Genomic DNA, 25,873 nt, shown 5'->3' on the forward strand with positions numbered 1-25,873 from the left:
GGGTTAGCGGGTGCGGGGGAATTGCGGCCAGTCGTTTTCGGCCAGTTCCTTGCGGCTGGGGGCCGCGGCATTGGCCTGGCGCAGATACATCCAGTAATTGCGCATCACGATGGCGACATAGCTGCGGGTTTCCCAATAGGGGATGGATTCCATCCACAATAGCGGATCGCCCTGATCGTTCACCTCGCTGTTCCAGCGCGAGACCGGGGTGGGCCCGGCATTATAGGCGGCCATGATCTTGGGCAGATGCCCATTGGTGTAACTGGCCTGTGCCAGCGCCTCCAGCGTGCGTTGCCCGAAGGCGAGATTGGTGCGCGGGTCCTTAAGATCGGCATTCGCGCTCATATTGATCGACCCGGCATATTCGCGCGCTGCGATCGGGCGGATTTGCATCAGGCCGATGGCATTGGCGGGGCTCACCACGCGCTCGCGGAAATTCGATTCCTGCAGCGCATGGGCGAAGGCCAGCGCCGGATCGACACGCCACCCGCCATGCGGCGTGTGATAGGCGACCGGCCAGCGCAGATTGGGCGGCGAGGCGGTGCCGCGCGGCGCGTTATAGGCCATGTAGGTCTGCGTGCCCGCCAGCCCCAGCGCGCGGGCGAGGCGGGTGAGGGCGGCGAAATCGTCGGGATCGCCATAGCGGACCTGCCAGCGCAGCACATCGTCCGCCACATCGCGGCGGCCCACTTCGGCCAGCATCACCGCCTCGCGCACGGCGGGTTCGTCGGCCAGTCGCTGCCAGTCGGCGGCGGTAAGGTCGGGCGCAGTGTGATCGGCGGGCAGATCCTTGCCCAGCTGTTCGGCGGCGAGCATGCCGTAAAGCGTCTCGTCATATTGCGTGGCGGCGCGCAGATGCGCCTGCGCCGCCTGCGGTTCGCGGCAACGGATCAGCGCGCGCGCGGCCCAGTAATGTGCCGCCACGCGGAGTTCGGGATTGTCCGCTCCCTTGGCCGATGTGGCGAAGAATTCCCCGGCGCGATTGCAATCGCCGATGCGCCAGGCGGAAAGGCCGGCCACCCAGTCGCCCTCTGCCACCCACGGGCCCGACCCCTGCGAGACCAGCTGCGCCATGCCGTAAGCTTCGGCATCGCGGTTCTCGATATAATAGCTCCACGCGACCCGCTGGCGCCATTCGGCCCGGGCCTGCGGCGACAGCGAGGCGTCCACCCCGTCGAGCAGGAGGCGCGCGCCATCGGGATCGTCATTCTTGATCCGGTCGAGAATGGCCGAGCTGACATTGGCCGGCATGGTCCCGTCGCTGATCGGGCGGGGCAGCGCGCGGCGGGTAATCCCCGGCTGGCGCGAGAGAGACTGTTGGCGTGGCAGGCCCGGCTGCCATGTCAGGCCGCGGGTTTGGCCGAGCCGCACGATGCCTTCGACTTGCGGATTGCGGGGATAGCGCCGCAGCCAGTCCTCGATCCGCGGCAGTTCGATGCGCGGGCTGTTTGGATCGAGGAAATAGGTCGCCAGCGCCGCGCCGTGCAGCGGGCCGTCGGGGTGCTGCGAGAAAGCGAGTTCGACCCGCTCCCAGTTCTGCGCCTCGATCGCTTCGAACAGCGAGGCGTAATAGGCCCGGTCGTCGGTCGAGAGGATCTGCGGCAGGGCGGAAGAATGCGAGCGGGTGAAATAGGCCACGCTGTCCGACTGGGCGAGCGCGGGGGTAGCGGCGGCAAGCGTGCCGAGACTTGCAGTGGCAGCGAAGAGCAGGGGGCGTAGGGTCATGCGGTCCATTCCAGCCAGCGGTTCCAGAAATTGCGGCGGCGCGGGGCGGAACGGGCCAGTTCGGCCAGCTCCGGCGCGAGCAGCAGGGGAAGAGTGTTGTCGCCCGCCTTCACCACGGCAGGCTCGCGCGCCTGTTCGGGCGCAAGATCGAAAAGCGGAGCGAGCGACCGCCCGAAGGCAAGCACGCGGTGCGGCGCGGCCAGTGCGATGTGATGGCGGGTGACATCGGCCAGCCCGCGTTCGGCCAGCCCGTCCCAGTCGGGCAGCGACAGGCGCGCGGGCAGCGCGCTGGCGAGATAGGCTTCGTGCGGGGCGATCCCCATGGCGCCCAGAATGGCTTCGAGGAAGCGGCCCGGCGCGCCCGACAGCAGCGCCTCGCTCTCCCCATCGACCGGTTCGGGGACCAGCACCATGAGTTTGGCGCCCGCAACGCCGCGCGGCGGCAGGCGCTGTTCGGGCCCGGCATGGTGCAGCGATTTGTCGCTCATCCACCATTCGCGAAATTTTTCGAGACTGTCGGGAAGTGCCGCATCATCGCCCCCGATCGCCGCTTCGCCCGCCGTGCCTTCGAAAGCGCGTTCGAGCGGGGTCTGCTTGGGTTCTTCGGGCGGTTTCTTGGGCCTCTGCGACGCTACGGCCTGCTTTTCTTCCGGCTGTGCCAGCCAGCTGGTCGCTTCATCGTGATAATCGTCCTCCACACCGGCTTCGCGCCACCAGTCGAGGGCGGCTTCCAGCGCATCTGCGGGCGATAATTCGCGGGTTTCCGGTGTGTCTGCGAGCATAATCCGTCCGCGCAAGGTCTTGACCTCAAACCGCCCAGCAATCAAGGCAATGACAAAGTTTAAGCGACGAAAAGAGAGAGACATGAGCGAACGCGAATCGATGCCCTGCGACGTCGTCATCATCGGCGGCGGCCCGGCCGGCCTTTCGGCGGCGATCCGGCTGAAACAGATCAACGAGGATATCGAGGTCGTCGTGCTGGAAAAGGGCAGCGAAATCGGCGCGCACATCCTGTCGGGCGCGGTGGTCGATCCCAAGGCCATGGACGAGCTGTTCCCCGAATGGCGCACGATGGATTGCCCGCTGGCCGAAACCCCGGTGACCGAGAACCACCACTGGGTGATGTCGGAAACCGGCAAGTCGGACATGCCCGAATTCCTGCTGCCCCCCTTCATGAGCAATGAGGGCAATTACACCGCCTCGCTCGGCAATACCTGCCGCTGGCTGGCCGAACAGGCCGAAGGGCTGGGCGTGATGGTCTTCCCCGGCTTCCCCGCCGCCGAGATATTGTTTGACGACAAGGGTGCAGTGACCGGCGTGGTCACGCAGGACATGGGCATCGCCGAAGACGGCAGCCACAAGCCCGATTACCAGCCGGGCATGGAAATCCACGCGAAATACACGCTCTTCGCAGAAGGCGCGCGCGGCAATCTGACCAAGAAGATGAAGGCGCAGTTCGACCTGGAGGCCGATTGCGAACCGCAGGTCTATGGCCTTGGCGTCAAGGAACTGTGGGACATCGACCCGGCCAAGCACGAACAGGGCAAGGTCGTGCACACGCAGGGCTGGCCCCTGTCGGAAACCGGCACCTGGGGCGGCGGCTTCATCTACCACCAGGCAAACGGGCAGGTGGCTTTGGGCTTCGTGACCGCGCTCGATTACAAGAACCCCTACGTCTCGCCCTATCAGGAATTCCAGCGCTGGAAGCACCACCCCGAGATCGCCGCCCTGCTCGAAGGCGGCAAGCGCGTAGCCTACGGCGGGCGCGTGATCAACGAGGGCGGCTGGCAGTCCGTGCCGAAGCTGGCCTTCCCGGGCGGAGCGCTGATCGGCTGTGCCGCGGGCTTCGTGAACGTGCCGCGCATCAAGGGCACGCATACCGCGATGAAGAGCGGGATGCTCGCCGCCGAAAGCATCGCTGCCGCGATTGCCGCCGGTCACGAGCATACCGAGCTGATGGAATACGATAGCGCCGTGCGTGACAGCTGGATCGCCACCGAGCTGAAGAAGGTAAAGAACGCGCAGCCCGCCGTCGCCAAATATGGCGAGGATCTGGGCACCGTTCTGGCCGGCATCGACATGTGGATGCGCTCGCTCAAGATCGGCCTGCCGATCACGATGAAGCATCACCGCGACCACGAGATGCTCGAACGCGCGGATCTGTTCACGCCGATCAAATATCCCAAGCCCGATGGCACGCTGAGCTTCGACCGCCTGACCAATGTGGCCTTCAGCTACACCAACCATGCGGAAAACCAGCCGAACCACCTCAAGGTCTGCGACCGCGAATTGCAGCGGGAAAGCGAGCTGGAGGTCTATGGCGGCCCATCGACCCGCTATTGCCCGGCCGGCGTCTATGAATGGATCGAGGAAGAAGGGCAGGAGCCCAAGTTCCAGATCAACTCGCAAAACTGCATCCACTGCAAGACCTGCGACATCAAGGACCCGAACCAGAACATCGAGTGGACCACCCCCGAAGGCGGCGGCGGGCCGAACTATCCGAATATGTGATGGGTGACGAGGACGGGGGAACTTGTTCTTAATGAAGGTGAATGAGAGGTGCGCTCGGCACCTCTCTTTTCATTGCCCTTCTTGTCATTGCGAGGAGCGAAGCGGAGTCGAAGACGGCCAAAGGCCACCCGGCAATCCACAGGAAGGCAAGCGACGCGCCATGGATTGCTTCGCTTCGCTCGCAATGACGTGAAATGGTGGGTAGGCGGCGGTCAACCGGATATGTGTCAGCCTTTGTTCGTCATCCGACTGCCAATGATCGCTCCACCCGCAAAGACGATGGAATCTTCTGATGGCAGTCTCTGAAACCGCCTACGCCAAGATCAATCTCGCGCTGCATCTGCGGCGGCGGCGTGACGACGGCTATCACGAACTCGAAACGCTGTTCGCCTTCGTCGATGCCGGCGATACCCTCACGGCAAAACCTGCCGCGCAGGACCGGCTGGCGACGCTGGGCGAGTTCGGCGGGGCGCTGACCGATCCGTTTGGCAATATCGTGATGCAGGCGCTGACTGCGCTGCCCCCGCGCCAAGGGCTGGAGATCACGCTGGAGAAGAACCTGCCCGTGGCCGCGGGGCTGGGCGGGGGATCGGCCGATGCGGGCGCCATCTTCCGGATCGTGCGCGAATTGCACGGCCTGCCGGACGACTGGCGCGCACGTGCGGCCAAGCTGGGCGCGGATGTGCCCGCCTGTGTCGACAGCCGCACCTGCATCGGCCGCGGAACGGGGACAGAGCTGGAACCCGCCGACGAAAGCCTTACCGGAACGCCCGTCCTGCTGGTCAATCCGCGCATTCCGCTGGCAACCGGTCCGGTGTTCAAGGCGTGGGACGGTCAGGATCGCGGCGCCATGCCCGAAGGGGACAGCCGCACCATTGCCCTGGAGGGGCGCAACGACATGGAAGCGCCCGCCATCTCGCTGGTGCCCGAAATCGCGCAAGTGCTGGCCGCGCTGCGCGGAACTTCGCCGTTTCTCGCCCGTATGTCCGGTTCCGGCGCGACCTGCTTCGCGCTCTACGACAGCAATTCTGCGCGTGACGAAGCCGCCGCGCGCATCGCCGCCGAACATTCCGGCTGGTGGCAATTAAAGGGTAATCTTCGATGATGATCGACAATCTGCCGTATCGCCAGGTCGGTGCGGAAGCCGCGCGTCCCGGTGGCCTGTTATGCGTGGTCGATCACGCATCGAACCATGTTCCCGAAGGGATCGAGCTGGGTATCGATCCGCGCCTGCTGGAACAACACATCGCGATCGATATCGGGGTGGAAGGCATCGCCGACCGGCTGGCCCGCCGCCACGATATTCCCGCGCATATCGCCTGCGTCAGCCGGCTGGTCTGCGACTTTCATCGCACGGAAGACGATGCCGCCGTGGTCCCTTCGGAAAGCGACGGGCATCTGATCCCGGGCAATATCGGCGCGGATGTCGAAGCGCGGCTGAACCTGTTTCACCGCCCCTATCACTATGAACTGGGCAAGCTGATCGAGCGGGTGAAACCGCGCATGATCATCGCATTGCACAGCTTCACCCCCAGCCTTGCGACGAGCGACGAACAGCGCCCGTGGGAAGTGGGCCTGCTGTACAATCAGGACGATCGCGCCGCGCGTCATGCCATCCGCCTGTTCGGCGAACAGGGGCTGACCGTGGGCGATAACGAGCCTTATTCGGGCAAGCAGCTGAACGCCACGATGGACCGCCACGCCGAAGCCAACGGCATCCCCTATTGCACTGTCGAAATCCGGCAGGACCAGATCGCCACCGAGGCAGGGCAGGCGCGCTGGGCCGTGATGCTGGCAGACGTATTGGGCCGCGTGGCACTCGAAGTTTGATCGCCCCCAAGCAAAAGCTGTTTCGCTAAGGCCTATTGCTGGCCTAGGCTCGGCGTTCGATTTTAGAGACGTTCGATCCGATAGAGAGCAGCCATGCCGCATTACCGTTCCCGCACCACCACCCACGGCCGCAACATGGCGGGCGCGCGCGGTCTCTGGCGTGCCACGGGCATGAAGGACGAGGATTTCGGCAAGCCGATCATCGCCGTGGTCAACAGCTTCACGCAATTCGTGCCGGGCCATGTCCATCTCAAGGATCTGGGCCAGCTGGTCGCGCGCGAGATCGAGGCGGCGGGCGGCGTGGCCAAGGAATTCAATACCATCGCGGTGGATGACGGCATCGCCATGGGGCATGACGGCATGCTCTATTCGCTGCCCAGCCGCGATCTGATCGCCGACAGCGTCGAATATATGGTCAACGCCCACTGCGCCGATGCGATGGTGTGCATCTCCAATTGCGACAAGATCACGCCCGGCATGCTGATGGCGAGCATGCGGATCAACATCCCCACCGTCTTCGTGTCCGGCGGCCCGATGGAAGCGGGCAAGGTGGTGATGAAGGGCAAGGAAGTGGCGCTCGACCTCGTGGATGCGATGGTGGCCGCTGCCGACGAAAGCTATAGCGACGAGGAAGTGACCTCGATCGAACAGAACGCCTGCCCCACCTGCGGCAGCTGTTCGGGCATGTTCACCGCCAATTCGATGAACTGCCTGACCGAGGCGCTCGGTCTGTCGCTGCCGGGCAATGGCTCTACGCTCGCCACCCATGCCGACCGCAAGGGCCTGTTCGAACGGGCAGGGCGCCTCGCGGTGACGCTGGCGCGCCGCTATTACGAGGAAGAGGAAGAGGGCGTCTTGCCCCGCTCCATTGCGACATTCGAAGCATTCGAAAACGCGATGAGCCTCGATATCGCCATGGGCGGATCGACCAATACCGTGCTCCACCTGCTCGCCGCAGCGCATGAGGCCGGGGTCGATTTCACCATGGCCGATATCGACCGGCTGAGCCGCAAGGTACCGTGCCTGTCCAAGGTCGCCCCGGCGAAAAACGATGTGCACATGGAAGACGTGCACCGGGCAGGCGGCATCATGTCGATCCTGGGCGAGCTGGAGAAGGCAGGCCTGCTCCACACCGCGCTGCCCACCGTGCATAGCCCGACCATGGGCGATGCGCTGGACGATTGGGACATTGGCCGCACGCAGAACAATATGGTGCGCGAATTCTATGCCGCGGCCCCGGGCGGCGTGCCGACGCAGACGGCCTTCAGCCAGTCGGCGCGCTGGGAAAGCCTCGACATCGACCGCGAACACGGCGTCATCCGCAGCGCGGAACATGCCTTCAGCAAGGATGGCGGGCTAGCCGTCCTCTATGGCAATATCGCGCGCGATGGCTGCATCGTGAAGACCGCCGGGGTGGATGAAGGCATCCTCACCTTCTCCGGCCCGGCCAAGGTTTACGAAAGCCAGGACGATGCCGTGACCGCGATCCTCACCGGGCAGGTTGTGGAAGGCGATGTGGTGGTGATCCGTTACGAAGGGCCGCGCGGCGGACCGGGGATGCAGGAGATGCTCTATCCCACCAGCTATCTCAAATCGAAGGGGTTGGGCGCGGCCTGCGCGCTGCTGACCGACGGGCGCTTTTCCGGCGGCACGTCGGGCCTGTCGATCGGCCATGTCTCGCCCGAAGCGGCCGAGGGCGGCGAGATCGGGCTGGTCGAGAATGGCGACAGAATTGAGATCTCGATCCCGAACCGCACGATCAACCTCGCCGTGAGCGATGAGGAACTGGCACGGCGGCGGGCCGATATGGATGCGAAGGGTGATGCGGGCTGGGCCCCCACGGCGCCGCGGCCACGCAAGGTCAGCCCGGCATTGGAAGCCTATGCCGCGATGACCACCTCTGCCGCCAGGGGCGCAATCCGCGACGTTTCGCAGCTCAAACGCCGCTAGGCCTTGCCCAACGCCCCGCGGCGTGGCAGCCGCGCGGCATGCCTAGCGAAGCGATACTCACCGTCGACCAGATGCGCGCTGCCGAACAGGCGGCAATGGACAGCGGCACCAGCGAATGGGAATTGATGCTGCGCGCCGGACAGGGCGCAGGCCAATGGGTCGCGCGCATGGCGGCGGGCAGGGCGGTCTGCGTGTTGTGCGGCCCCGGCAACAATGGCGGTGACGGCTATGTGATCGCGGAATTCCTGCGCAGCCAGGGCAATCCGGTGCACGTCATCGCGCCCAAACCGCCCGGGAGCGAAACCGCCCGCACGGCGCGCGAGGCGTTCGGCGGCAAAGTGGCGGAAGAGGGCGAGTTAGACGCGCCGGTGATTGTCGACTGCCTGTTCGGTTATGGCCTGTCGCGCGAAGTGAAGGGCGCTTTTGCCGTCCTGCTCAAGGAACTGGACAGCGCCAATGCCTTCAAGATCGCAGTAGATGTGCCCAGCAGCATCGGCAGCAATACGGGCGAGGCGATGGGGCCGACGGTCGATTACGATCTGACTCTCGCGCTGGGCGCTTGGAAGCACGCGCATTTCATGATGCCGGCCATGGCTGCCATGGGGACCAAGCGGTTGATCGATATCGGCTTATCCCCGACCCGCGATGCGCCGAGCCTGTCGCAGGCACCGCGCCTGTCGGCTCCGGCTGCCGACGCGCATAAATACCGGCGCGGGCTGCTCGCCGTGATCGCGGGCGAGATGCCGGGCGCGCCCATCCTGGCGGCAGAGGCGGCCATGTGCTGCGGCGCGGGCTATGTGAAATTGTTCAGCGATCATTCGCACCCCGACGCGCCGGTCGATCTGGTCATCGAGGATGGACCTCTCGACGAAGGCCTTGCCGACGATCGCATCGCTGCCGTCCTAATCGGCCCGGGCCTCGGGCGCAGCGATGCCTCGCGGCAGCGCCTCGAACAGGCGCTCGCTATCCGCCATCCCGCCATTCTCGACGCCGATGCGCTGCATTTGCTCACGCCAGCATTGCTGGAGCGCGCCGCGACGCAGCAGCTGGTGGTCACGCCGCATGAGGGCGAACTGGCGGCGCTGTGCAAGGCATTCGATGTCGGCGGCAATACCAAGCTGGACAGGGCGAAGGGCCTGCATGAGGCGACGGGCATGACGGTGCTGGCCAAGGGGCCGGATACTGTGCTGGTCGGCAAGCACGGCGTCCGCTTCTTCCCGCGCGGTTCCAGCTGGCTCTCGGTTGCCGGATCGGGCGACGTGCTGGCGGGCATGGCGGCCTCGCGCCTTGCCTATGGCGGCGACGGATTTGCGGCCTGCGAGGAAGCGATCTGGATCCACCACGAGGCGGCACGGCTGAACAAACCTGCCTTCACCGCAAGCGAATTGGCCGACAAGGCCGCAGCGGCGCTGGAGACTTTCCTGTGAGCGAGATGGAAACCGTCCTGCGCATCGCCGCGAAGGGCGATGGCGTTACCGAAAGCGGGCGGCATATTGCCGGGGCCGTCACTGGCGACCGGATCGATGCGAGCGGCGCGATCGAGCCTGGACCGCATCACCAGACACCGCCCTGCCGCCATTTCGGCACTTGCGGCGGCTGCCAGCTTCAGCATGCCGATGACGAGGCGCTGCGCCAGTTCGTCACCGAAAGGGTCGCCTTCGCTGCGCAGTCGCAGGACATTGCGGTGGGCGAATTGCTGCCGACCCATCTTTCGCCCCCGCGGTCGCGCCGCCGGGCCAGCCTCCATGCCCTGTCCACCGCCAAGGGCGCGGTGCTGGGTTTCAGGGAAGGGCGCAGCAATCGCATCGTCGACATGCGCGAATGCCATATTCTCGACCCGCGCCTGTTCGCGCTGGTCGCGCCCTTGCGCAAGCTCATCGGCGCACATGCGGGCAAGGGGCCGGTCGATATCTCGCTGACGCTGGCCGATCGCGGCGTGGACTGCCTGCTGAAGGGATTCGTCGCCGAAGGGCTGGCGGCGACCGAGGCTCTGCTCGATTTCGCGCGCGAGCATGAGCTGGCGCGGCTTGCCGTCGATCAGGGCTATGGCGTGGAGACGGTGTGGGAGCCTGAACCGGCGACGATCACTCTGGGCAATGTCCCGGTCGGCCTGCCTGCCAACGCCTTCCTCCAGCCTACGGTTGAGGGGGAGCAGGTGCTGGTGGAAGATGCGAAGGCCTTTCTCGAAGGCGCGGCGACGATTGCCGATCTGTTCGCCGGGCTGGGCACCTTTGCCTTCTCGCTGGCGAACCCGGCCAAGGCGCTGGCGGTAGAGGCGGCGCGCGATGCCTTTATGGCGTGCAAGAGCGCGGCCAATGCGCGCGGCATTCCCGTGCACACGCTGCACCGCGACCTGTTCCGCAACCCGCTGACGGCAGAGGAAATCTCGCGCTTCGGCGCCATCCTGCTCGATCCGCCCCGCGCCGGTGCGCGCGAACAGGTGGCGCAGATCGCGCAGAGCAGCGCAAGCCGCGTGGCCTATATCAGCTGCAACCCGTCAAGCTGGGCGCGCGATGCGAAAACTCTGGTGGATGCGGGCTTCCGCCTCGAAAAACTGCGCCCGGTGGGCCAGTTCCGTTGGTCGACCCATGTCGAGCTGACCAGCTATTTCACCCGCTGACACCTAGGCTTCGACGGCCTTGGCTTCGGAAAAGGCCAGCAATCCGCCATAGGTTTCCAGCATTTCGCCATCGACGTCCTCGTCCTCGATCACGAAGCCGAGGCGGTCTTCCATTTCGGTGAAGAGCGTGGCGACAGCCATCGAATCCAGTTCGGGCAGATGGCCGAACAGGCCGGTATCGGCGTCGAAATCGGCAACGCGCGCTGCATCGAGCGCGAGCACATCGACCAGAATGGCACGCAACTGTGTGTCGATCTCGTTCCGGCTCGGGCCGGTCGGATCGGCTGTGGCAGTCTGAGAGGTCATATGTCTGGCGGGTTTCCCAAGCTCCTAGGCGGGCATGCCCTTAGCTGCGCGTGCAATCGTGTGCAAGGGAGCGCAGAAGGGCCACTTGCGCTCGGCCGGCGTAAGAGTGATAGCGGGCGCGCAATGTCCGATATCCCAGACCTAGACGACCGGCCCAAGCCGCTGGACCACTTGGCAGAGCGCGGGGCGCGCGATGCGCCTGCGCTGGTGCTGAAGGATCGCACGCTCAGCCATGCCGATCTGGCGGGGCGGGTGGCCCTGCTGGCGGGCTGGCTGGAGACGAAGCTGGCCAAGGGCGACCGGGTCGCGAGCTGGGCGGCCAAGGGCGAACTGACCTGCCTGCTGCCGCTTGCCGCCGCGCGCGCCGGGATGGTCCATGTGCCGGTCAATCCGCTGCTCAAGCGCGCGCAGGTCGCGCATATTGTTGGCGACAGCGGCGCCAAGCTGCTGATCGGCACGAAGGCGCGGATTGCCACTCTCGAGGACCAGGACCTTGCGGGCGGATGCGAGACCATGGACGAAGAGCGCGCCTGGTCGTCGGCCGAGGAGGCCGGGCTGGAGCTTGCGCCATCCTCCCATGATCCGGACGATCTTGCCGCCATTCTCTATACCAGCGGTTCGACCGGCAAGCCGAAGGGCGTCATGCTGAGCCATGCCAATATGTGGCTGGGCGCCGTTTCGGTGGCGCATTATCTGGGGCTGGCGGCTGACGATGTGACGCTGGCCGTACTGCCGCTGAGCTTCGATTACGGGCAGAGCCAGCTGCTATCCACCTGGTATGCAGGCGGATCTGTGGTGCCGCTCGACTATCTTTTCCCGCGCGATGTCCCGAAGGCCTGCGCCGGCCACGGCATTACGACACTGGCGGCAGTCCCGCCCCTGTGGGTGCAGCTGACCGAGGTGGATTGGCCGGAAGACGCTGTGGCGTCGCTGCGGCGCGTGACCAATAGCGGCGGTGCGCTGACTTCAGAGATAATCTCGGCTTTGCGGAATACCCTACCGGAAACAAAGATATTTCCCATGTATGGCCTGACCGAGGCATTTCGTTCGACCTATCTCGATCCGGCGCTGGTGGCGGATCATCCCACATCCATGGGCCGGGCCATTCCCTTCGCCGAAATCCTCGTCGTCAATGACGATGGGGACCTTTGCGGCGCGGGCGAGGAAGGCGAACTGGTCCATTGCGGCCCGCTGGTGGCGCAAGGCTACTGGCAGGATGCCGATCGGACGGCGGAGCGGTTCCGGCCAGCGCCCGCGGCATCGCGCTATGGTGGATTGGCCGTCTGGTCGGGTGACCGGGTCATGCGCGACGAGGACGGTCTGCTCTATTTCGTTGGCCGCCGCGATGCGATGATCAAGAGCAGCGGCAACCGCATCAGCCCGCAGGAAATCGAAAGCGCCGCGCTTGCCACGGGGCTGGTGGCGGAAGCGGTGGCGCTGGGCGTTGCCGACGAACGGTTGGGGCAGGCGATCCATCTGGTCGTCCGGGCCTCGCTCGATGCGCCCGGCGCCGAAGACCTGCTGCCAAGGGCACTTGCAAAGGAACTGCCCAATTTCATGCAACCGCACCGCATTCACTGGCGCGCGCACATGCCGCTGAACCCCAATGGCAAGATCGACCGTACCGCTCTGGCGCAGGAGATCGCCGCATGAAGCCGCTAGGTCCTATTCCCGCAGGCTTCGAGGCCATAGACGGAGAACTTGCAATTTCGGGCCGCAAGGCCAGCGATCTGGTGGCAGAAGCGGGCCGCACGCCCCTGTTCGTCTATTCGCGATCCATGATCGAGGAGCGCATCGCGCTGCTGCGATCGGCTATGCCCGACCGGCTGAAGATCAATTATGCGATAAAGGCCAACAGCCTTGCGCCCCTTCTGGACCATGTCGCGGGCTTGGTCGACGGGCTGGATATCGCATCGGGCGGTGAACTCGACATGGTGCAGGCGCTGGGGATTGACGGCAGCCGCGTCAGCTTTGCCGGGCCGGGCAAGCGTGACGAGGAACTGCAAGCTGCGGTGGAGGCCGGGGTTACGCTGAACCTGGAGAGCGAGAACGAGGCGCGCCGTGCGCTGACAATCGCCGAGCGGGTGGGCAAGACCCCGCGTCTCGCCATTCGCGTCAATTCGGATTTCGAGCTCAAGGGTTCCGGCATGAAGATGGGCGGCGGGGCGAAACCCTTCGGCGTCGATGCCGAGCGGGTGCCCGCGCTCGCGCGTGAGATCATCGCTGCGGGGTGCGAGTGGCGCGGCCTGCATATCTTCACCGGCAGCCAGGCGCTCGATGCCGATGCGCTGATCGAGACGCAGGCCAATGTGGTGGACCTTGCCGACCGTCTGGCCAGCGAGGCCGGGGTGGATCTACCGAAGCTCAACATGGGAGGCGGTTTCGGTATTTCCTATTTCAATGGCGATACGCCGCTGGACGTGCGCAAGGTCGGGCAGGCACTTGAGGGCAAGTTTCAAAAACTTCCGCAAACGCTTGTAAATGCGGAACTGTTCATCGAACTCGGCCGGTACATCGTCGGCGAGGCGGGAGTGTATCTCACCCGCATCGTCGACCGCAAGATCAGCCATGGCGAGACCTATCTCGTGACCGATGGCGGCCTTCACCACCAGCTCGCCGCCTCGGGCAATTTCGGAACGGTCGTGCGCCGTAATTATCCGCTGGCAATCGCCGGGCAATTCATGGCCGAGCCGAGCGAGGAGGCGAATGTTGTGGGTTGCCTGTGCACCCCGCTAGACCGCCTCGCGGACAAGGCGCATCTGCCCCATGCCGATGTAGGCGATCTGGTGGCGGTGTTCTGCGCCGGTGCCTATGGTGCCAGCGCTTCGCCATCGGCTTTCCTCGGACAGGGTCCGGCGGAAGAAATGCTGGTGTGAGGTTTCTATCAACCTTTTAGGCATATCTGGTCTCTAGAGCAGGGGTGCACCAAGAGGATTTGCAGGGCAAAAATGTACGAGGATTTCTACGGTTTCAGTGAGCGGCCATTCCAGCTTACGCCCGATCCGTCGTTCTATTTCGAAAGCGCGACGCACAAGAAGGCGCTGAGCTATCTGGGCTATGGCCTGAGCCAGGGCGAAGGCTTCATCGTGATCACCGGCGAGGTGGGCGCGGGCAAGTCGACGCTGGTGGGCCATCTGCGCAACCGGCTCGACTGGAACAGCGTGACCGTCGGCGAAGTGGTGACCAGCGCGCTGGGCAGCGACGAGATGATCGGCATGGCCGCGCACAGCTTCGGCCTTCAGGTCGATACTTCCGACAAGGCCAGCGCGCTCGCCGAGATCGAAAACTTCCTGCAGGACGAAGCCCGTGCCGGGCGCAAGGTGCTGTTGGTGGTGGACGAGGCGCAGAACCTGACCGTGGGCGCCCTCGAAGAATTGCGCATGCTGTCCAATTTCCATCTGGGCGCGCAGCCGCTGTTGCAGATGCTGCTGCTCGGCCAGCCGGAATTCCGCCAGCTGCTGACCGAATGGGACCAGCTCGAACAATTGCGCCAGCGCGTAATCGCGACGCATCATCTCGAAGCGATGCAGCCCGACGAGATCGAACCCTACGTCATGCATCGTCTCGAACATGTCGGTTACAAGCTGTGCCCGCGCTTTCAGGGCGATGTGTGGCGCCTGATCCATCGCGAGAGCCGGGGTATTCCGCGCCTGGTCAACCGCATCATGTCGCGCGTGCTGATGAAAGGCGCGATGGAACAGCGCGAAGTGATCGCCGAGGACACGCTGCGCGCGGTGCTCGATGAAATCAACGGCCGGGTCGCAGAGACACCGCCTACCAGCGCTATGAACCTCGTCTCCGAGGATACGCAAGCCTACCGCCGCGCCGAACCCGAACCCGAACAGGAAAGCGAAATGCAGCAAGACCAGCCGCAGCAGCACGAAGCGGCTGACAGCGGCGCGCTGCTCGACGCGCAGATTGAAGCGATCGAACGGGCCTTCTACGAGCGCGACAACGAAATTTCATCGCTGCGCGAGGAACTGGCGCAGGTGGCGAGGGGGATGCCCGCCGCCGCCACGGATTCGGACACGGTGCAGAGGCTGGCATCGCTCGAAGCGCGGCTCGACGATCAGGAACGCACACTGCGGCAGGTCCTGACGATGATGATCAACTATTTCGAGAACAACGCCGCGCGCGACCGCGACGCTGCCTAAGCGGAGACGCCGTGGCCACGGGCCATATAGTCTTCGCTCTGCATTTCCTTCAACCGGCTGACGGTGCGTTCGAATTCGAAGGCGCCGTCGCCCGAGGTGTAGAGATCTTCGGGCTCGGCCGCCGCGGTGGCGAACAGCTTCACGCTGTTTTCGTATAGCGCATCGACCAGCTTGGTGAAGCGGATCGCCTCATTGCGGTTTTCCGGCGAAAGGCGCGGAATGCCGACCACGATCACCGTGTGGAAAGCGTGGGCGAGGGCGAGATAATCCGCCGCGCCGCGATTTTCGCCGCATAGCCGCTTGAAGCTGAAAACGCCGACACCCTTGAGGCTCTTGGGGGCATGGAGGCTGCGCCCGCCGCCCAGATCGATTTCGCCGCTGGGCACATTGGCCGCATCTTCAGGTGCATAGTCGGTGAGGCGAAAGAAGGCCTCGCGAACCTGTGCGGTCGCCTCGTCGCCCAAGGGCGTATGCCAGCTGTCGATATCGCCCAACCGGTCGCGCCGGTAGTCGGTCGGCCCGTTCAGCGGCACGACGTCCAGTTCCGCCTGCACCAGATCGATGAAAGGCAGGAAAAGCGAGCGGTTCAGCCCGTCCTTGTACAGATCGGCGGGCGGGCGGTTGCTGGTGGTCACTACGGTGACGCCCTGATCGCAGATAAGCGCGGTGAACAGCCGGGCCATGATCGCCGCATCGGCAGTATTGTTCACCACCATCTCGTCAAAGGCGAGGCAGCGCACATCGGCAGCCAGCCGGGCCGCGACCGGTGCGATCGGATCGCCGGCTTCCTTCTTGCGCTCGTCACGGATCAGGCGATCCACTTCGAGCATGAATTCATGAAAATGGGCGCGCCGCTTTTCTGTGATGCCGAGCGTTTCGACGAACAGATCCATCAGCATGGATTTGCCGCGCCCCACGCCGCCCCACATGTACACGCCCTGTGGCCGCGTCTTCTTGGGCCGGAACAGCTGGCTGAGCAATCCGCCCGAGCTTTCGGCTTCCAGATCCTTTTGCAGGCGGTCCAGCCGCTCCGCCGCGCGCCGCTGGTCCGGATCGGAGCGCAATTCGCCCGCCGCCACCGGCTTTTCGTATCGTGCGAGCATGCCGGTCATCTGGCGCGCATCTTTTTCACGATGCCGGAAAAGGATGCCACTACATGTTCCTCTTGTTCGACGGTCCCGCGAACGAACACGAGACTCCCGGTTTCGCGGACGATTTCGGTGACTGCGTCGAGCGGCCTGTCCGGTTGGCCGGCGCCGGTGAATTGGGTCGCGAGTTCCAGCGTGACCGAAGGGCCGGCATTGCCACTGCCCAGCGTGTGCATGGTGGTGAAAAGCGAGATATCGATCAGCGACAGGGTCACGGCACCGTGAATGATGCCCTGCAAATTCTGATGGCGGCGCTCGGGAAACATCCGCAGGCGCGAATGCCGGCCGTCCTCATCGATGCGGGTGATGAGCTTGCCCATCACCGCGCTGTTGAACAGCGTGTCGTCCTTCAGGTTCCAGTGACGCCAGCCGGCATTGTCCGGATCGGGTCCGTGTTCGAAAACCTCGCTTGGCAGCACGTCAGATCGCGCGTTCGGCCATCATCTTCTTGGTTTCGGCAATCGCCTTGGCCGGGCTGAGGCCCTTGGGGCAGACGTTGGCGCAGTTCATGATCGTGTGGCAGCGATACAGGCGGAAGGGATCTTCCAGCTGATCGAGACGCTCACCGGTCATTTCGTCACGGCTGTCGGCCAGCCAGCGATAGGCCTGAAGCAGGATCGCGGGGCCGAGGAACTTGTCGCTGTTCCACCAATAGCTGGGGCAGGCGGTCGAGCAGCAGGCGCACAGGATGCATTCGTAAAGGCCGTCCAGCTTTTCGCGCTGTTCGGGGGACTGCAGGCGTTCTTTGCCGCTGGGCGTGGTGGATACGGTCTGCAGCCAGGGACGAATGCTGGCATATTGCGCGTAGAAATGCGTGAAATCGGGCACGAGATCCTTCACCACTTCCATATGCGGCAGCGGGGTGATGCGGATTTCGCCCTTGAGATCGTCGATCGCGGTCGTGCAGGCGAGGCCGTTCTTGCCGTTCATGTTCATCGAACACGAACCGCAGATGCCTTCGCGGCAGGACCGGCGGAAAGTCAAAGTGGGATCGATCTCGTTCTTGATCTTGAACAGAGCGTCCAGAACCATCGGGCCGCAGGCATCGAGATCGATCTCGAACGTATCGTAACGCGGGTTTTCGCCCAGATCGGGATCGTACCGGTAGATCTTGAATTTCTTCACGCGGCCCGCATTCTCCGCCTTGTGGGTGCGGGTCTTGCCGGTGATCTTGGAGTTCTTCGGAAGAGTGAAGGTCGCCATGGGGTATTTTCGATCCTGTCTGCGGTTGCGCCCTCTCTAGCCGTTGCGGCGCGCGGTGCAAGGGGTAGGGTATCGCGAAATATGCATCGCTTGATGCATGGCGGTGAAACTGCCACGCCGCGCAGCGATGAAAGTGGCGATCTACGATCTCGACAAGACACTGGTGCGAAAGGCGACATTCACGCCTTTCCTCGCCTTCGCTGCGCGGCGTCTGGCGCCGTGGCGGCTGCTGTTCCTGCCGGTTTGGATAGCGATGATGCTGGGTTACCGGGCCGGGCTGTATGACCGGACCACGCTGAAGACTGCGGGCATGCGGCTGATGCTGGGGCAGGCGACGCAAGGCCAGTTGAATACGGTCGGGCGCAATTTCGCGGGGCGCCATCTCGCTTCTGCAGGCTGGATCGCGAATGTCATCGCCATGGTCGAAGAAGACCGTGCGCAGGGTGCCCAGCTGATCGTCGCGACGGCAGCGTTCGAATTTTATGCCAAGGCCTTCGCCGAAAGCCTTGATATCCCTCACGTTATTGCAACGCAGTGGAATGATTGGTCGATACCGGGATGCAACTGCTACGGGGCGGAAAAGGCGCGCCGGGTCAGCGAATGGCTGGAACAGCACAGCATCGAGGGTGAGATGCGCTTCGTCAGCGACAGCTTCGCCGACGCGCCGCTGCTGGATCGGGCTGACGATGCGGTGTTCGTGACTTCAAGTCCGGCCAAGGCAAGGCGGGCTCAGGCTAGGGGCTGGCGGGTAATCGCGCCCTAGCGGAGAATATCGGCAAGCGCCTTTGCCCCGCGCGCGGAAGCCGACAGCTCTGGATCATGGTCGATCGTATATTGGAACAGCCGTTCCTGCGTCTGCCGATATTCCTGTTTCAGCGCCTGCCAGTCATCCAGCAGCGCCACGACCTCATCCGCGCGGCGGACTACCGGACCGTTCTCCCAGAATTGGTAGGCATCGCTGCCCTGCGCGGCTGCGTCGATGAAGATGCAGGGCTTGGGCTGGCGGAGGAATTCGTACACCTGGCTGGACACATCGCCAATGTAGATGTCCGTGGCTGTCGTATAGGTCATGTCGAACAGGGCGGGCGAAGCCGTATCGACCAGCACATTCTCCTGCTCTGCTAGTCCTGTTGGGACATCGGGCCGCATGCGGAAGGTGCGATATTCCGGCGAGATGTGCAGCCGCTTGCGCCACAGCATCACATGCGGCGCGAACACGGTGTTGAAGCGGTCGCCCATCGCCGACAGCAGTTCGAGAAGCCGCGGGCCTTCATCGTACCATGATGACAGGTGCGGATCGAAATGCGGATTATAGAGGATCGTCGGCAGGTCGTTGTCGAACAGGCGCGGCCTGTCCTTCCCAACTGCATCGAATTTCGCATAGCCGATGATCCGGCATTGACCCGGCCTGGCGATGCCATGCTTTTCCATTTCGTCGCAGACCTTCTGGCCGCTGACCAGGAAGTGGTCGAAGCCCGCCATGGACGGGTGGTAGGTGACCGAACGATCCCCTGCACCATGGGGCACGAAAACGAAGGGCGGAGCCTTGCCGCGTTTCGCCAGAAGCCGGTCCTTTACCCGCAAACATGTGCGTTCTGGGGACACGACCATATCGACCGAGGCGAACAGGTCTTCATGGGCCCGCAGGCGGGCAAGGCGCTGCGCGGGCAGGATCTGGTTGGGAATGGCAAGCAGCGACTGGGTTAGCGGCGAAAGGGTAAGATCGATCCAGGTGATGGCCGCTGCTGCCTCCACGCCGATCAGGCGGTGCAGCTGCTGTTCGACCGCCGGTGTGCCGGTGGCTGCAATGGTTTCGACATCGGGATTGGCGATGGCGAAGTCCGCCATGATCCCGGCGACATGCGCTGCCTGATGGGCCGCATCGTGATTGAACAGGAACAGGATGCGCCGGGGCTGGGTCATCCCGCTTTCCTTTCGCGCACGAAGCTGGCGATGATATCGGCCGATGCAATCACCGAAGCCTCGCCCGTTTCGCCCAGCGTCCGGTCGGCGATCTGCTGCTGTTTTTCGGCGAACCGTTCATGGAGGCGGGGCGCACGCTCGATCGCCGGCATGAGCTCTGCCGGATCGTCGACCACCTCGCCCAATTGCCAGAGCGCGTAATGCGGATTGTCCTGCCAGTCGGCACCATGCGCATTGAGGAACACGCAGGGGCGGGGCCGGGCCAGGAATTCCACGACCTGGCTGCTTACATCACCCACATAGATGTCTGCCGCTTCGGTATAGCTGTTGTCGAGCGAGCGTTCCGAGCCTGGGTCCACCAGAATGGTCTGGTCGGACAGCGCGCTCAGCCGGGCGCGTAAGCGGGCGGAACGGCGGCGGAACAGTTTCACGTGGGGAGCAACGATCAGGTTCCGGCTCCTGTCGGCGCGAAAGCCGCGGAGCAGTTCGGGGAAGAACAGCTCCCAGCTGCGTTCCTTGGGCTCCTTGTGCGGATTATACAGCACGGTGGGCTGGTCGATCTGGAAAATCGGTTCGCGGTTTTCGGCCAGCAGTCGTGCGGAAACCATCTTGGGATAGCCGCCCGCCACGATCTGATCCGGCCGGAAATCGATACGGTCCAGCCACTGCTCCCGGTCTCCCGGCCCCTTGGCGATGACGAGATCCATATCCCTCCGGCTCTGCGCCGAGGGAACCGCTCGCATGCCCGCACCGTGGGTCATGAGTATCCGGAGCGGGCGCTCGCCTTCCGGCTCCTCCGCAAAGAGACGGACAATCCCGTCTTCGGTGGACACCAGCGCATCATAGTCTTTGAAAAGCGCTTCATTGCGGGCCAGCACCTGAGGCTTGGCCAGGCCCAGCAATTTGACGCTCTGGATGGCGCCGCCCAATGCGCCGGGGCGAAGCTTGCGCGAAATGACGGGCGCCGCGCCGTGGGCCTTGGCGAGAAGGTTCAGATGGTCCGGCACCGTGTCCTCGATATGGAACACGTCCACCTCGATGTCCGGCCGGGCCATGAGTTCGAACATGACGGCGGCGGCGTGATAGGCCTGATATGCCTCGGCAATATAGAGAAAGGCGATCCGCACCATGGTTCCCGGCAGTTGACGTGGCGCCGACATAGCGTGCCTGCTGCTGCTGACAAGCGGCGGGACAGTGCTCGCTTGCCCGCTTGTGGAGAGCCGCGATTTCGTCCAAAGCGCGCCGCGATGTCTGGGAACCTATCAGGCGAGACCGCCGAAGACGGCACGCGCCGGATCCTGATGAATGTGGGTTGGTTGCTCGGAGGCAAAGGCTTCGGGGCTATCTGCTCTATCGCCTATCTCGCTATCCTTGCCCGTTCGCTGGGCGTGCGCGATTTCGGCCACTTTTCGCTGATATTCGGTACCGGGCTGGCGCTCGTCGAACTCTCCAAGTTCCAGACCTGGCAGATGGTCGTGCGCTACGGGACACCGTATGTGGCGCAGAAGAACTGGGATGCGTTCGGGCGGCTCGCCATGGGCGGAATGCTGATCGATTTTCTCAGCGCAATAGCCGGAAGTGCGGTCGCCTGGATTGCGATCATCTATTTCGGTCCTGCGCTCAAGCTCAATCCTGCCTATACCTCCATGGCCTTTGCCTTCGTCTGCGCCTTGTTGCTGGCGAGGGTATCTGCGCCGCAGGGGGTAATGCGGACTCTGGACCGGTTCGATCTGGCTGTATCGGCAGGTGCCATCACGCCAACCGCGCGCTTGCTCGCCGCCCTCTATATCTGGGCGAGCGGTGCGACCGTGGCCAAGTTCCTTCTGGCCTGGGCTGTGATCGAACTGTTTTCCGCCGTTCTCTACTGGATCCTGGCGTGGCGGCTGGCACCGCAGGCGGTCCGTTCCGCCAATCTGTTCAAACTGGGCCAGATGAGCGAGGAGAACCCCGGCGTCGTCCGGTTCCTGGGCATAACCTATGCCAGCACATCCTTGCTGGGGGCCATGCAACAGGGGCCGCTGCTGGCGGTCGGCTATTTCCTCGGGACAAGCGCGGCTGGTGTCTACCGCATTGCGGATCAGCTTTCCAAAGGCCTGGGTAAGCTCGCCACGCTATCTGCGCAGGCGCTTTATCCCGAAGTGAACCGGCAGCGCCACGCGTCCCCGGACGACCAGTTCCGCAAGCTGGTGAGGCAGGTCAACATCACCGTCCTTATAGCAGGAACGCTGTTGGTGGCCTTGACCATCGCCTTGGGTAGTAGCCTGCTCGAGCTGATAGGTGGCGAAGGTTTCCGGAAGGGCGGACCGATCCTTATCCCTCTCGTTCTGGCTGCATCGCTCGAACTGGCCAGCGTATCTTACGAATCCGTTCTGCACTCCATGGGCAAGGCTCATTACCAGCTCTACGCCCGCCTCTTCACCTTGCTAGCGATGGCGGGCTTCGTCATCTGGCTGGTCTCGGGTGGGCCCGTATGGGTCGGCTGGGCAGTGGCTTTCGGGACATTGGCCGGTTTCCTGCTCCACAGCTTCATCGTGTGGCGCGTGCTGCGATCTTCCAGCCAAGCGGTCGTGCAGGAATGACTCCTGCCGCCCTGGTTCTTGCCGGAACGCGGCCCGGTGGTGATCCTTTCGCCGAGGAGCTGGGCGTTCCGCACAAGGCTCTCCTCGCACTGGAAGGCGAGCCGCTGCTCGCGCGAGTTGTCAGGGCTTTACGTGGAGCGGGCATCCAACGCATCGCCGTGAGCTGCGACAAGGGGCCGGTGGCCGATCTCGCTGTACTCTTGGGAGCTGAGGTCCTCGCGCCGGGGAGGGGACCTAGCGCCAGCGTCGGAAGGGCGCTGGACGCGCTCGGCACGCCATTTCTTGTCACTACCAGCGATCACGCCTTGCTGGAGGCAAGCTGGGTGAAGGAACTGATCGAAGGCACTCGGCCCGATGCAGATGTGTCGGTGATGCTGGCCCGACGTGACGCTGTCGAGCGAGCGTTGGAGGGTAGCAAAAGGACCTATCTACGCTTTGCCGACGGACAATGGTCCGGCTGCAATCTCTTCTACCTACAAAGCCCAGATGCGGCGAAGGCCATCGAGACGTGGGCGATGGTTGAGGCCGATCGCAAGCGCCCGTGGAAGATCGCAGCTCGTCTCGGCCCGGTTACCCTTATTTCGATGCTGCTCGGACGTCTCAGCCTTCAGGAAGGGCTTGAGCGGTTGGGGCAAAGGATCGGAATCTCCGCGCAGCTGGTTGCTGCGAGCGACGGATTGGCTGCTGTCGATGTCGACAAGCAAGCGGATCTCGATGCGGTGCGGGAATTGCTCGTTCGTAAACGCTAGAGGCGCTTCTCAGGCGCACTGCTTACAGCGATGGTCGCTAGCTTGGAGCCATTCGACTAATATCTCGAATTTGAAATTCCCCGCCAGTCCGGCTTGTGCGGACCGGCGGGGAGGGTGGGGTGGTCAAATCACTCGCCGAACGTACGCTGCCACCAGCCGCGCTTCGGCTTGGCTTCGGCCTTCGACTTGTCTTCAGCAGGTGCCTTGGATTTGTCGCTCTCTGCCTCGGCAGTCTGCGCGGTCTCTTCCGGACCGGCCACGACGGGCATGTCCTGTTTGACCTGCTCGGCGACCTCGGTGTCCGCTTTCTTGCGGCGCGTGCGCTTGGGTTTCTCTGCAGGAGCTTCCGCCGTAGCTTCCGCAGCCGTATCAGCCGCAGGCTCCGCCTTTTTCCGGCGCGTGCGCTTGGGCTTCGGAGCCGCTTCGGTTTCGGCCGTCGCTTCTGCGTCGGCAGCTTCCGTATCGGCTTTCTTGCGCCTCGTACGCTTGGGCTTCGGCTTTTCCTCGGTCGTTTCTCCAGCCGTCTCCTGAGGTGCAGCTTCCACATTTGGAGCCTCGTCTACCTTCTTGCGGCGGCGAGGAGCGCGCTTCTTGGGTTTTTCCTCGGCGGCGGCCTCTTCGGCAGTTTCCGGAGCGCCCTCCGGCCCGGCTACGACGGCCATGTCATCCGCCACATGCTCGGAGACTTTCTCCAGCCTTTCGGCGTCTTCGGACGTTACTTCGTCGCCATTGGGTTTGCCGCGACCACGTCCGCCCCGGCGGCGGCCACCACGGCGACGGCGCTTCTTCGGCCGGTCTTCGCCATTGTCCTCGTCGGTTTCGTCTTGGCCGTTATCATCGGAATCGTCATCCGAATCGTCCTGATCGTCGTTCTGGTCGCGCCCCTTGTTCCGGCCGCGGCCACCGCGACGGCGCCGACGCTTCTTGTTCGAGCGACCATCGTCGTCGTCACGGTCGGAGTCATCGCCCGAGGTGTCGACATCATCGTCCTCGTCGTCATCCTCGTCTTCGACCAGAGCTTCGAACTTCGGCATATCCTTCGGCTTGGGCCCATAACTGGATGCCGCCATCTTGGCGCCTTCATCTTCGCCTTCGGGCACCACTTCCACGATAACGCCATAGCGCTGTTCGATCTCGACGAGCTCGCTGCGCTTTTCATTGAGCAGATAGACGGCTGCCTCGGTGCTGGCCGCAAGACGGATCTTGGTGCCTTTGCCCTTGGCAGCTTCCTCTTCGATGAGACGCAGTGCGGAGAGGCCTGCCGAGCTGGCAGTACGAACGAGACCGGTCCCGTCACAGTGCGGGCATTCCCGCGTCGTCGCTTCGAGCACGCCGGTCCGCAGACGCTGGCGGCTCATTTCCATCAGGCCGAAGCTGGAAATGCGGCCGACCTGAATACGCGCACGGTCGTTCTTGAGCGCATCCTTCATCGCGCGCTCGACCTTGCGGGTGTTCGAGTGGTGCTCCTGGTCGATGAAATCGATCACGACGAGGCCGGCCATGTCACGCAGGCGCAGCTGTCGGGCGATTTCCTTGGCGGCTTCCAGGTTCGTGTGGAGCGCCGTTTGCTCGATATTATGCTCCTTGGTGGAGCGGCCCGAGTTGATGTCGATCGAGACGAGCGCTTCGGTCGGGTTGATGACCAAATAACCGCCCGATTTGAGCTGGACTACCGGATCGTACATCGCCTTCAGCTGGTCTTCAGCGCCATAGCGCTGGAACAGTGGCACGGGATCGGCATACTGTTTCACCCGCCGTGCGTGGCTGGGCATGAGCATCTTCATGAAGGCCTTGGCCGACTTGTGGCCCTCAGCGCCTTCGACCACGACTTCCTCGATCTCGCGATTGTAGATGTCGCGGATGGCGCGCTTGATAAGGTCGCTGTCGGAATGGATCAGTGCGGGCGCAGCCGAAGCCAGGGTCTTTTCGCGAATTTCGTCCCACAGACGAGCAAGATAGTCGAAGTCGCGCTTGATTTCGGTCTTGGTGCGCGAAAGCCCGGCGGTCCGCACGATGAGACCCATGGTTTTCGGGAGGCTGAGATCGTTGACGACCTGCTTCAGGCGCTTGCGGTCGCTCGCCGAGTTGATCTTGCGGCTGATGCCGCCGCCATGGCTGCTGTTGGGCATGAGGACGGTGTAACGACCGGCAAGGCTCAGATAGGTGGTCAGGGCAGCGCCCTTATTGCCGCGCTCTTCCTTGACGACCTGGACCAGCAGAACCTGCCGGCGCTGAATGACGTCCTGGATCTTGTATTTGCGGCGCAGCGCCATGCGGCGTGCACGGGCATCGTCGACTTCCTTGGCGCGGCTGCGACCGCCACCCTTATTCTGTCGGCGTCCACGCCCCCGACGACCGCGACCTTTGGACCTTTCGTCCGTGTCGTCATCGTCATCGTCGTCTTCATCGCCGTCGACATGGCCTTCCTCGATAGTGGCGACATCATCCTTGTCGGATGTGTCGACTTCCTCGAGGCCGTCTTCGGCGAGGTCTTCCGCGAGCGCTTCGGAGCTTTCATCGTCGGCGTCGTATTCGTCGCCGGGCATTTCGCCGCGCTCTTCCTCTTCGGCGCGCAGGCGCTGCTCTTCCTCGGCTACTTCCGCTTCTGCGGCGAGCAGAGCTTCACGGTCTTCCTTGGGGATCTGGTAATAGTCGGGGTGGATTTCGCTGAAGGCGAGGAACCCGTGGCGGTTCCCGCCGAAGTCTACGAAGGCTGCCTGGAGCGAGGGTTCGACCCGAGTTACCTTGGCAAGATAGATATTTCCCTTGATCTGCCGTTTGTCGGCGGATTCAAAATCGAACTCCTCAATCCGGTTTCCCTTGAGGACTGCCACCCGGGTTTCTTCCTGGTGGCGCGCGTCGATGAGCATGCGCGTTGGCATTGATTATTCTCCATGCGCGAGTGCGCAGGCCATGCCCGCTGCAGCTTTCGCGCGTCAGTGTTGGAAATCCGCTGTCCCATGAGGGACCTGCGGGATTTGTGAACCGGCTCGCTCTCTCTGCAGAGGTCCGGGATTTCGTGTCTGCAAGGATTTCCGTCCGCAACTCTGGCGCGGTCCGTCCCGCCATTGCTGCAAGGTGCGAAGGCACCTGCATCATATGGGGCGGGAGGGAGAAGGAATTGTCCAGCATCAACCTGTTCATTCTGTGCTGCCACCGGAATAGTGGAAGCGTG

General features: G+C 63.7%; 21 protein-coding genes. 12 read left to right on the forward strand and 9 right to left on the reverse strand.

The window, feature by feature from the left end:
• Positions 1–3: 3 nt before the first annotated feature.
• Positions 4–1,734, reverse strand: coding sequence for a lytic transglycosylase domain-containing protein (locus ACYQ0G_RS02060; RefSeq protein ID WP_460098717.1), 1,731 nt, complete (start codon positions 1,732–1,734; stop codon positions 4–6).
• Positions 1,722–2,507 carry a uracil-DNA glycosylase family protein gene (locus ACYQ0G_RS02065; protein ID WP_460098719.1) on the reverse strand — a complete coding sequence of 262 codons (786 nt, stop codon included), beginning with the start codon at positions 2,505–2,507 and terminating at the stop codon, positions 1,722–1,724. The genes ACYQ0G_RS02060 and ACYQ0G_RS02065 overlap by 13 nt, the downstream gene beginning before the upstream one ends.
• A gap of 82 nt (positions 2,508–2,589) precedes the next feature.
• On the opposite strand from ACYQ0G_RS02065, the gene ACYQ0G_RS02070 reads away from it, so the two are divergent.
• The 6 genes from ACYQ0G_RS02070 (at position 2,590) to ACYQ0G_RS02095 (ending at position 10,636) form a co-directional block, all read left to right on the forward strand.
• Positions 2,590–4,236, forward strand: a complete 1,647-nt coding sequence (locus ACYQ0G_RS02070) for an electron transfer flavoprotein-ubiquinone oxidoreductase (RefSeq protein ID WP_460098721.1) — start codon at positions 2,590–2,592, stop codon at positions 4,234–4,236.
• Positions 4,237–4,528: 292 nt separating this feature from the next.
• On the forward strand, positions 4,529–5,341 hold the full coding sequence (locus ACYQ0G_RS02075; RefSeq protein WP_460098723.1) for a 4-(cytidine 5'-diphospho)-2-C-methyl-D-erythritol kinase: 813 nt from the start codon (positions 4,529–4,531) through the stop codon (positions 5,339–5,341).
• Positions 5,341–6,066, forward strand: a complete 726-nt coding sequence (locus tag ACYQ0G_RS02080) for an N-formylglutamate amidohydrolase (protein ID WP_460100580.1) — start codon at positions 5,341–5,343, stop codon at positions 6,064–6,066. Before ACYQ0G_RS02075 ends, ACYQ0G_RS02080 begins: the two co-directional genes overlap by 1 nt.
• A gap of 93 nt (positions 6,067–6,159) precedes the next feature.
• The gene (ilvD, locus tag ACYQ0G_RS02085; protein ID WP_460098725.1) at positions 6,160–8,016 is read left to right on the forward strand and encodes a dihydroxy-acid dehydratase; all 1,857 of its coding nucleotides are present in this window, start codon (positions 6,160–6,162) and stop codon (positions 8,014–8,016) included.
• A gap of 38 nt (positions 8,017–8,054) precedes the next feature.
• Positions 8,055–9,443 (forward strand): NAD(P)H-hydrate epimerase, encoded by a 1,389-nt coding sequence (locus tag ACYQ0G_RS02090; protein WP_460098726.1) that lies wholly within the window; start codon positions 8,055–8,057, stop codon positions 9,441–9,443.
• A complete protein-coding gene (locus tag ACYQ0G_RS02095) occupies positions 9,440–10,636 on the forward strand; it encodes a class I SAM-dependent RNA methyltransferase (RefSeq protein ID WP_460098727.1) in 1,197 nt (398 codons plus the stop codon). Before ACYQ0G_RS02090 ends, ACYQ0G_RS02095 begins: the two co-directional genes overlap by 4 nt.
• 3 nt (positions 10,637–10,639) lie before the next feature.
• On the opposite strand, the gene ACYQ0G_RS02100 is transcribed toward ACYQ0G_RS02095, so the two are convergent.
• A complete protein-coding gene (locus ACYQ0G_RS02100) occupies positions 10,640–10,942 on the reverse strand; it encodes an acyl carrier protein (protein ID WP_460098729.1) in 303 nt (100 codons plus the stop codon).
• Positions 10,943–11,065: 123 nt separating this feature from the next.
• On the opposite strand from ACYQ0G_RS02100, the gene ACYQ0G_RS02105 reads away from it, so the two are divergent.
• The 3 genes from ACYQ0G_RS02105 (at position 11,066) to ACYQ0G_RS02115 (ending at position 15,096) form a co-directional block, all read left to right on the forward strand.
• Complete coding sequence (locus ACYQ0G_RS02105; RefSeq protein ID WP_460098731.1) at positions 11,066–12,595, forward strand: acyl-CoA ligase (AMP-forming), exosortase A system-associated; 1,530 nt, start codon at positions 11,066–11,068, stop codon at positions 12,593–12,595.
• Positions 12,592–13,818 (forward strand): pyridoxal-dependent decarboxylase, exosortase A system-associated, encoded by a 1,227-nt coding sequence (locus ACYQ0G_RS02110; protein ID WP_460098733.1) that lies wholly within the window; start codon positions 12,592–12,594, stop codon positions 13,816–13,818. Before ACYQ0G_RS02105 ends, ACYQ0G_RS02110 begins: the two co-directional genes overlap by 4 nt.
• Before the next feature lie 72 nt (positions 13,819–13,890).
• Positions 13,891–15,096: an ExeA family protein gene (locus tag ACYQ0G_RS02115; protein ID WP_460098734.1), complete on the forward strand. Its 1,206-nt coding sequence runs from the start codon at positions 13,891–13,893 to the stop codon at positions 15,094–15,096.
• Here ACYQ0G_RS02115 and zapE read toward each other — a convergent pair.
• The 3 genes from zapE to ACYQ0G_RS02130 are packed head-to-tail and all read right to left on the reverse strand — an operon-like array spanning position 15,093 to position 17,447.
• Positions 15,093–16,208 (reverse strand): cell division protein ZapE, encoded by a 1,116-nt coding sequence (gene zapE, locus ACYQ0G_RS02120; protein WP_460098735.1) that lies wholly within the window; start codon positions 16,206–16,208, stop codon positions 15,093–15,095. The two genes, ACYQ0G_RS02115 and zapE, sit on opposite strands and share 4 nt — an antisense overlap.
• On the reverse strand, positions 16,205–16,663 hold the full coding sequence (locus tag ACYQ0G_RS02125) for a PaaI family thioesterase (protein ID WP_460098737.1): 459 nt from the start codon (positions 16,661–16,663) through the stop codon (positions 16,205–16,207). The genes zapE and ACYQ0G_RS02125 overlap by 4 nt, the downstream gene beginning before the upstream one ends.
• 1 nt (position 16,664) lies before the next feature.
• A complete protein-coding gene (locus ACYQ0G_RS02130; RefSeq protein ID WP_460098740.1) occupies positions 16,665–17,447 on the reverse strand; it encodes a succinate dehydrogenase iron-sulfur subunit in 783 nt (260 codons plus the stop codon).
• Between the two features lie 97 nt (positions 17,448–17,544).
• On the opposite strand from ACYQ0G_RS02130, the gene ACYQ0G_RS02135 reads away from it, so the two are divergent.
• Positions 17,545–18,210 (forward strand): HAD family hydrolase, encoded by a 666-nt coding sequence (locus tag ACYQ0G_RS02135; RefSeq protein WP_460098742.1) that lies wholly within the window; start codon positions 17,545–17,547, stop codon positions 18,208–18,210.
• On the opposite strand, the gene ACYQ0G_RS02140 is transcribed toward ACYQ0G_RS02135, so the two are convergent.
• The gene (locus ACYQ0G_RS02140) at positions 18,207–19,370 is read right to left on the reverse strand and encodes a hypothetical protein (RefSeq protein WP_460098744.1); all 1,164 of its coding nucleotides are present in this window, start codon (positions 19,368–19,370) and stop codon (positions 18,207–18,209) included. The two genes, ACYQ0G_RS02135 and ACYQ0G_RS02140, sit on opposite strands and share 4 nt — an antisense overlap.
• A complete protein-coding gene (locus ACYQ0G_RS02145; RefSeq protein ID WP_460098746.1) occupies positions 19,367–20,530 on the reverse strand; it encodes a hypothetical protein in 1,164 nt (387 codons plus the stop codon). Before ACYQ0G_RS02145 ends, ACYQ0G_RS02140 begins: the two co-directional genes overlap by 4 nt.
• A gap of 87 nt (positions 20,531–20,617) precedes the next feature.
• On the opposite strand from ACYQ0G_RS02145, the gene ACYQ0G_RS02150 reads away from it, so the two are divergent.
• Together ACYQ0G_RS02150 and ACYQ0G_RS02155 are read left to right on the forward strand one after the other, a co-directional pair.
• On the forward strand, positions 20,618–21,949 hold the full coding sequence (locus tag ACYQ0G_RS02150; RefSeq protein ID WP_460098748.1) for a lipopolysaccharide biosynthesis protein: 1,332 nt from the start codon (positions 20,618–20,620) through the stop codon (positions 21,947–21,949).
• Positions 21,946–22,698 carry a nucleotidyltransferase family protein gene (locus ACYQ0G_RS02155; protein WP_460098750.1) on the forward strand — a complete coding sequence of 251 codons (753 nt, stop codon included), beginning with the start codon at positions 21,946–21,948 and terminating at the stop codon, positions 22,696–22,698. Before ACYQ0G_RS02150 ends, ACYQ0G_RS02155 begins: the two co-directional genes overlap by 4 nt.
• 128 nt (positions 22,699–22,826) lie before the next feature.
• Here ACYQ0G_RS02155 and ACYQ0G_RS02160 read toward each other — a convergent pair whose 3' ends face one another.
• On the reverse strand, positions 22,827–25,580 hold the full coding sequence (locus tag ACYQ0G_RS02160) for an Rne/Rng family ribonuclease (RefSeq protein WP_460098753.1): 2,754 nt from the start codon (positions 25,578–25,580) through the stop codon (positions 22,827–22,829).
• Positions 25,581–25,873 lie beyond the last annotated feature (293 nt).

The organism is Qipengyuania triglochinis, assembly GCF_054655615.1.

Coding starts and splice junctions, on each gene's coding strand:
- ACYQ0G_RS02060 (WP_460098717.1), bottom strand. CDS start 1,734: ATGGACCGCATGACCCTACGCCCCCTGCTCTTCGCTGCCACTGCAAGT.
- ACYQ0G_RS02065 (WP_460098719.1), bottom strand. CDS start 2,507: ATGCTCGCAGACACACCGGAAACCCGCGAATTATCGCCCGCAGATGCG.
- ACYQ0G_RS02070 (WP_460098721.1), top strand. CDS start 2,590: ATGAGCGAACGCGAATCGATGCCCTGCGACGTCGTCATCATCGGCGGC.
- ACYQ0G_RS02075 (WP_460098723.1), top strand. CDS start 4,529: ATGGCAGTCTCTGAAACCGCCTACGCCAAGATCAATCTCGCGCTGCAT.
- ACYQ0G_RS02080 (WP_460100580.1), top strand. CDS start 5,341: ATGATCGACAATCTGCCGTATCGCCAGGTCGGTGCGGAAGCCGCGCGT.
- ilvD (WP_460098725.1), top strand. CDS start 6,160: ATGCCGCATTACCGTTCCCGCACCACCACCCACGGCCGCAACATGGCG.
- ACYQ0G_RS02090 (WP_460098726.1), top strand. CDS start 8,055: ATGCCTAGCGAAGCGATACTCACCGTCGACCAGATGCGCGCTGCCGAA.
- ACYQ0G_RS02100 (WP_460098729.1), bottom strand. CDS start 10,942: ATGACCTCTCAGACTGCCACAGCCGATCCGACCGGCCCGAGCCGGAAC.
- ACYQ0G_RS02105 (WP_460098731.1), top strand. CDS start 11,066: ATGTCCGATATCCCAGACCTAGACGACCGGCCCAAGCCGCTGGACCAC.
- ACYQ0G_RS02110 (WP_460098733.1), top strand. CDS start 12,592: ATGAAGCCGCTAGGTCCTATTCCCGCAGGCTTCGAGGCCATAGACGGA.
- ACYQ0G_RS02115 (WP_460098734.1), top strand. CDS start 13,891: ATGTACGAGGATTTCTACGGTTTCAGTGAGCGGCCATTCCAGCTTACG.
- zapE (WP_460098735.1), bottom strand. CDS start 16,208: ATGACCGGCATGCTCGCACGATACGAAAAGCCGGTGGCGGCGGGCGAA.
- ACYQ0G_RS02130 (WP_460098740.1), bottom strand. CDS start 17,447: ATGGCGACCTTCACTCTTCCGAAGAACTCCAAGATCACCGGCAAGACC.
- ACYQ0G_RS02135 (WP_460098742.1), top strand. CDS start 17,545: ATGGCGGTGAAACTGCCACGCCGCGCAGCGATGAAAGTGGCGATCTAC.
- ACYQ0G_RS02140 (WP_460098744.1), bottom strand. CDS start 19,370: ATGACCCAGCCCCGGCGCATCCTGTTCCTGTTCAATCACGATGCGGCC.
- ACYQ0G_RS02145 (WP_460098746.1), bottom strand. CDS start 20,530: ATGTCGGCGCCACGTCAACTGCCGGGAACCATGGTGCGGATCGCCTTT.
- ACYQ0G_RS02150 (WP_460098748.1), top strand. CDS start 20,618: ATGTCTGGGAACCTATCAGGCGAGACCGCCGAAGACGGCACGCGCCGG.
- ACYQ0G_RS02155 (WP_460098750.1), top strand. CDS start 21,946: ATGACTCCTGCCGCCCTGGTTCTTGCCGGAACGCGGCCCGGTGGTGAT.
- ACYQ0G_RS02160 (WP_460098753.1), bottom strand. CDS start 25,580: ATGCCAACGCGCATGCTCATCGACGCGCGCCACCAGGAAGAAACCCGG.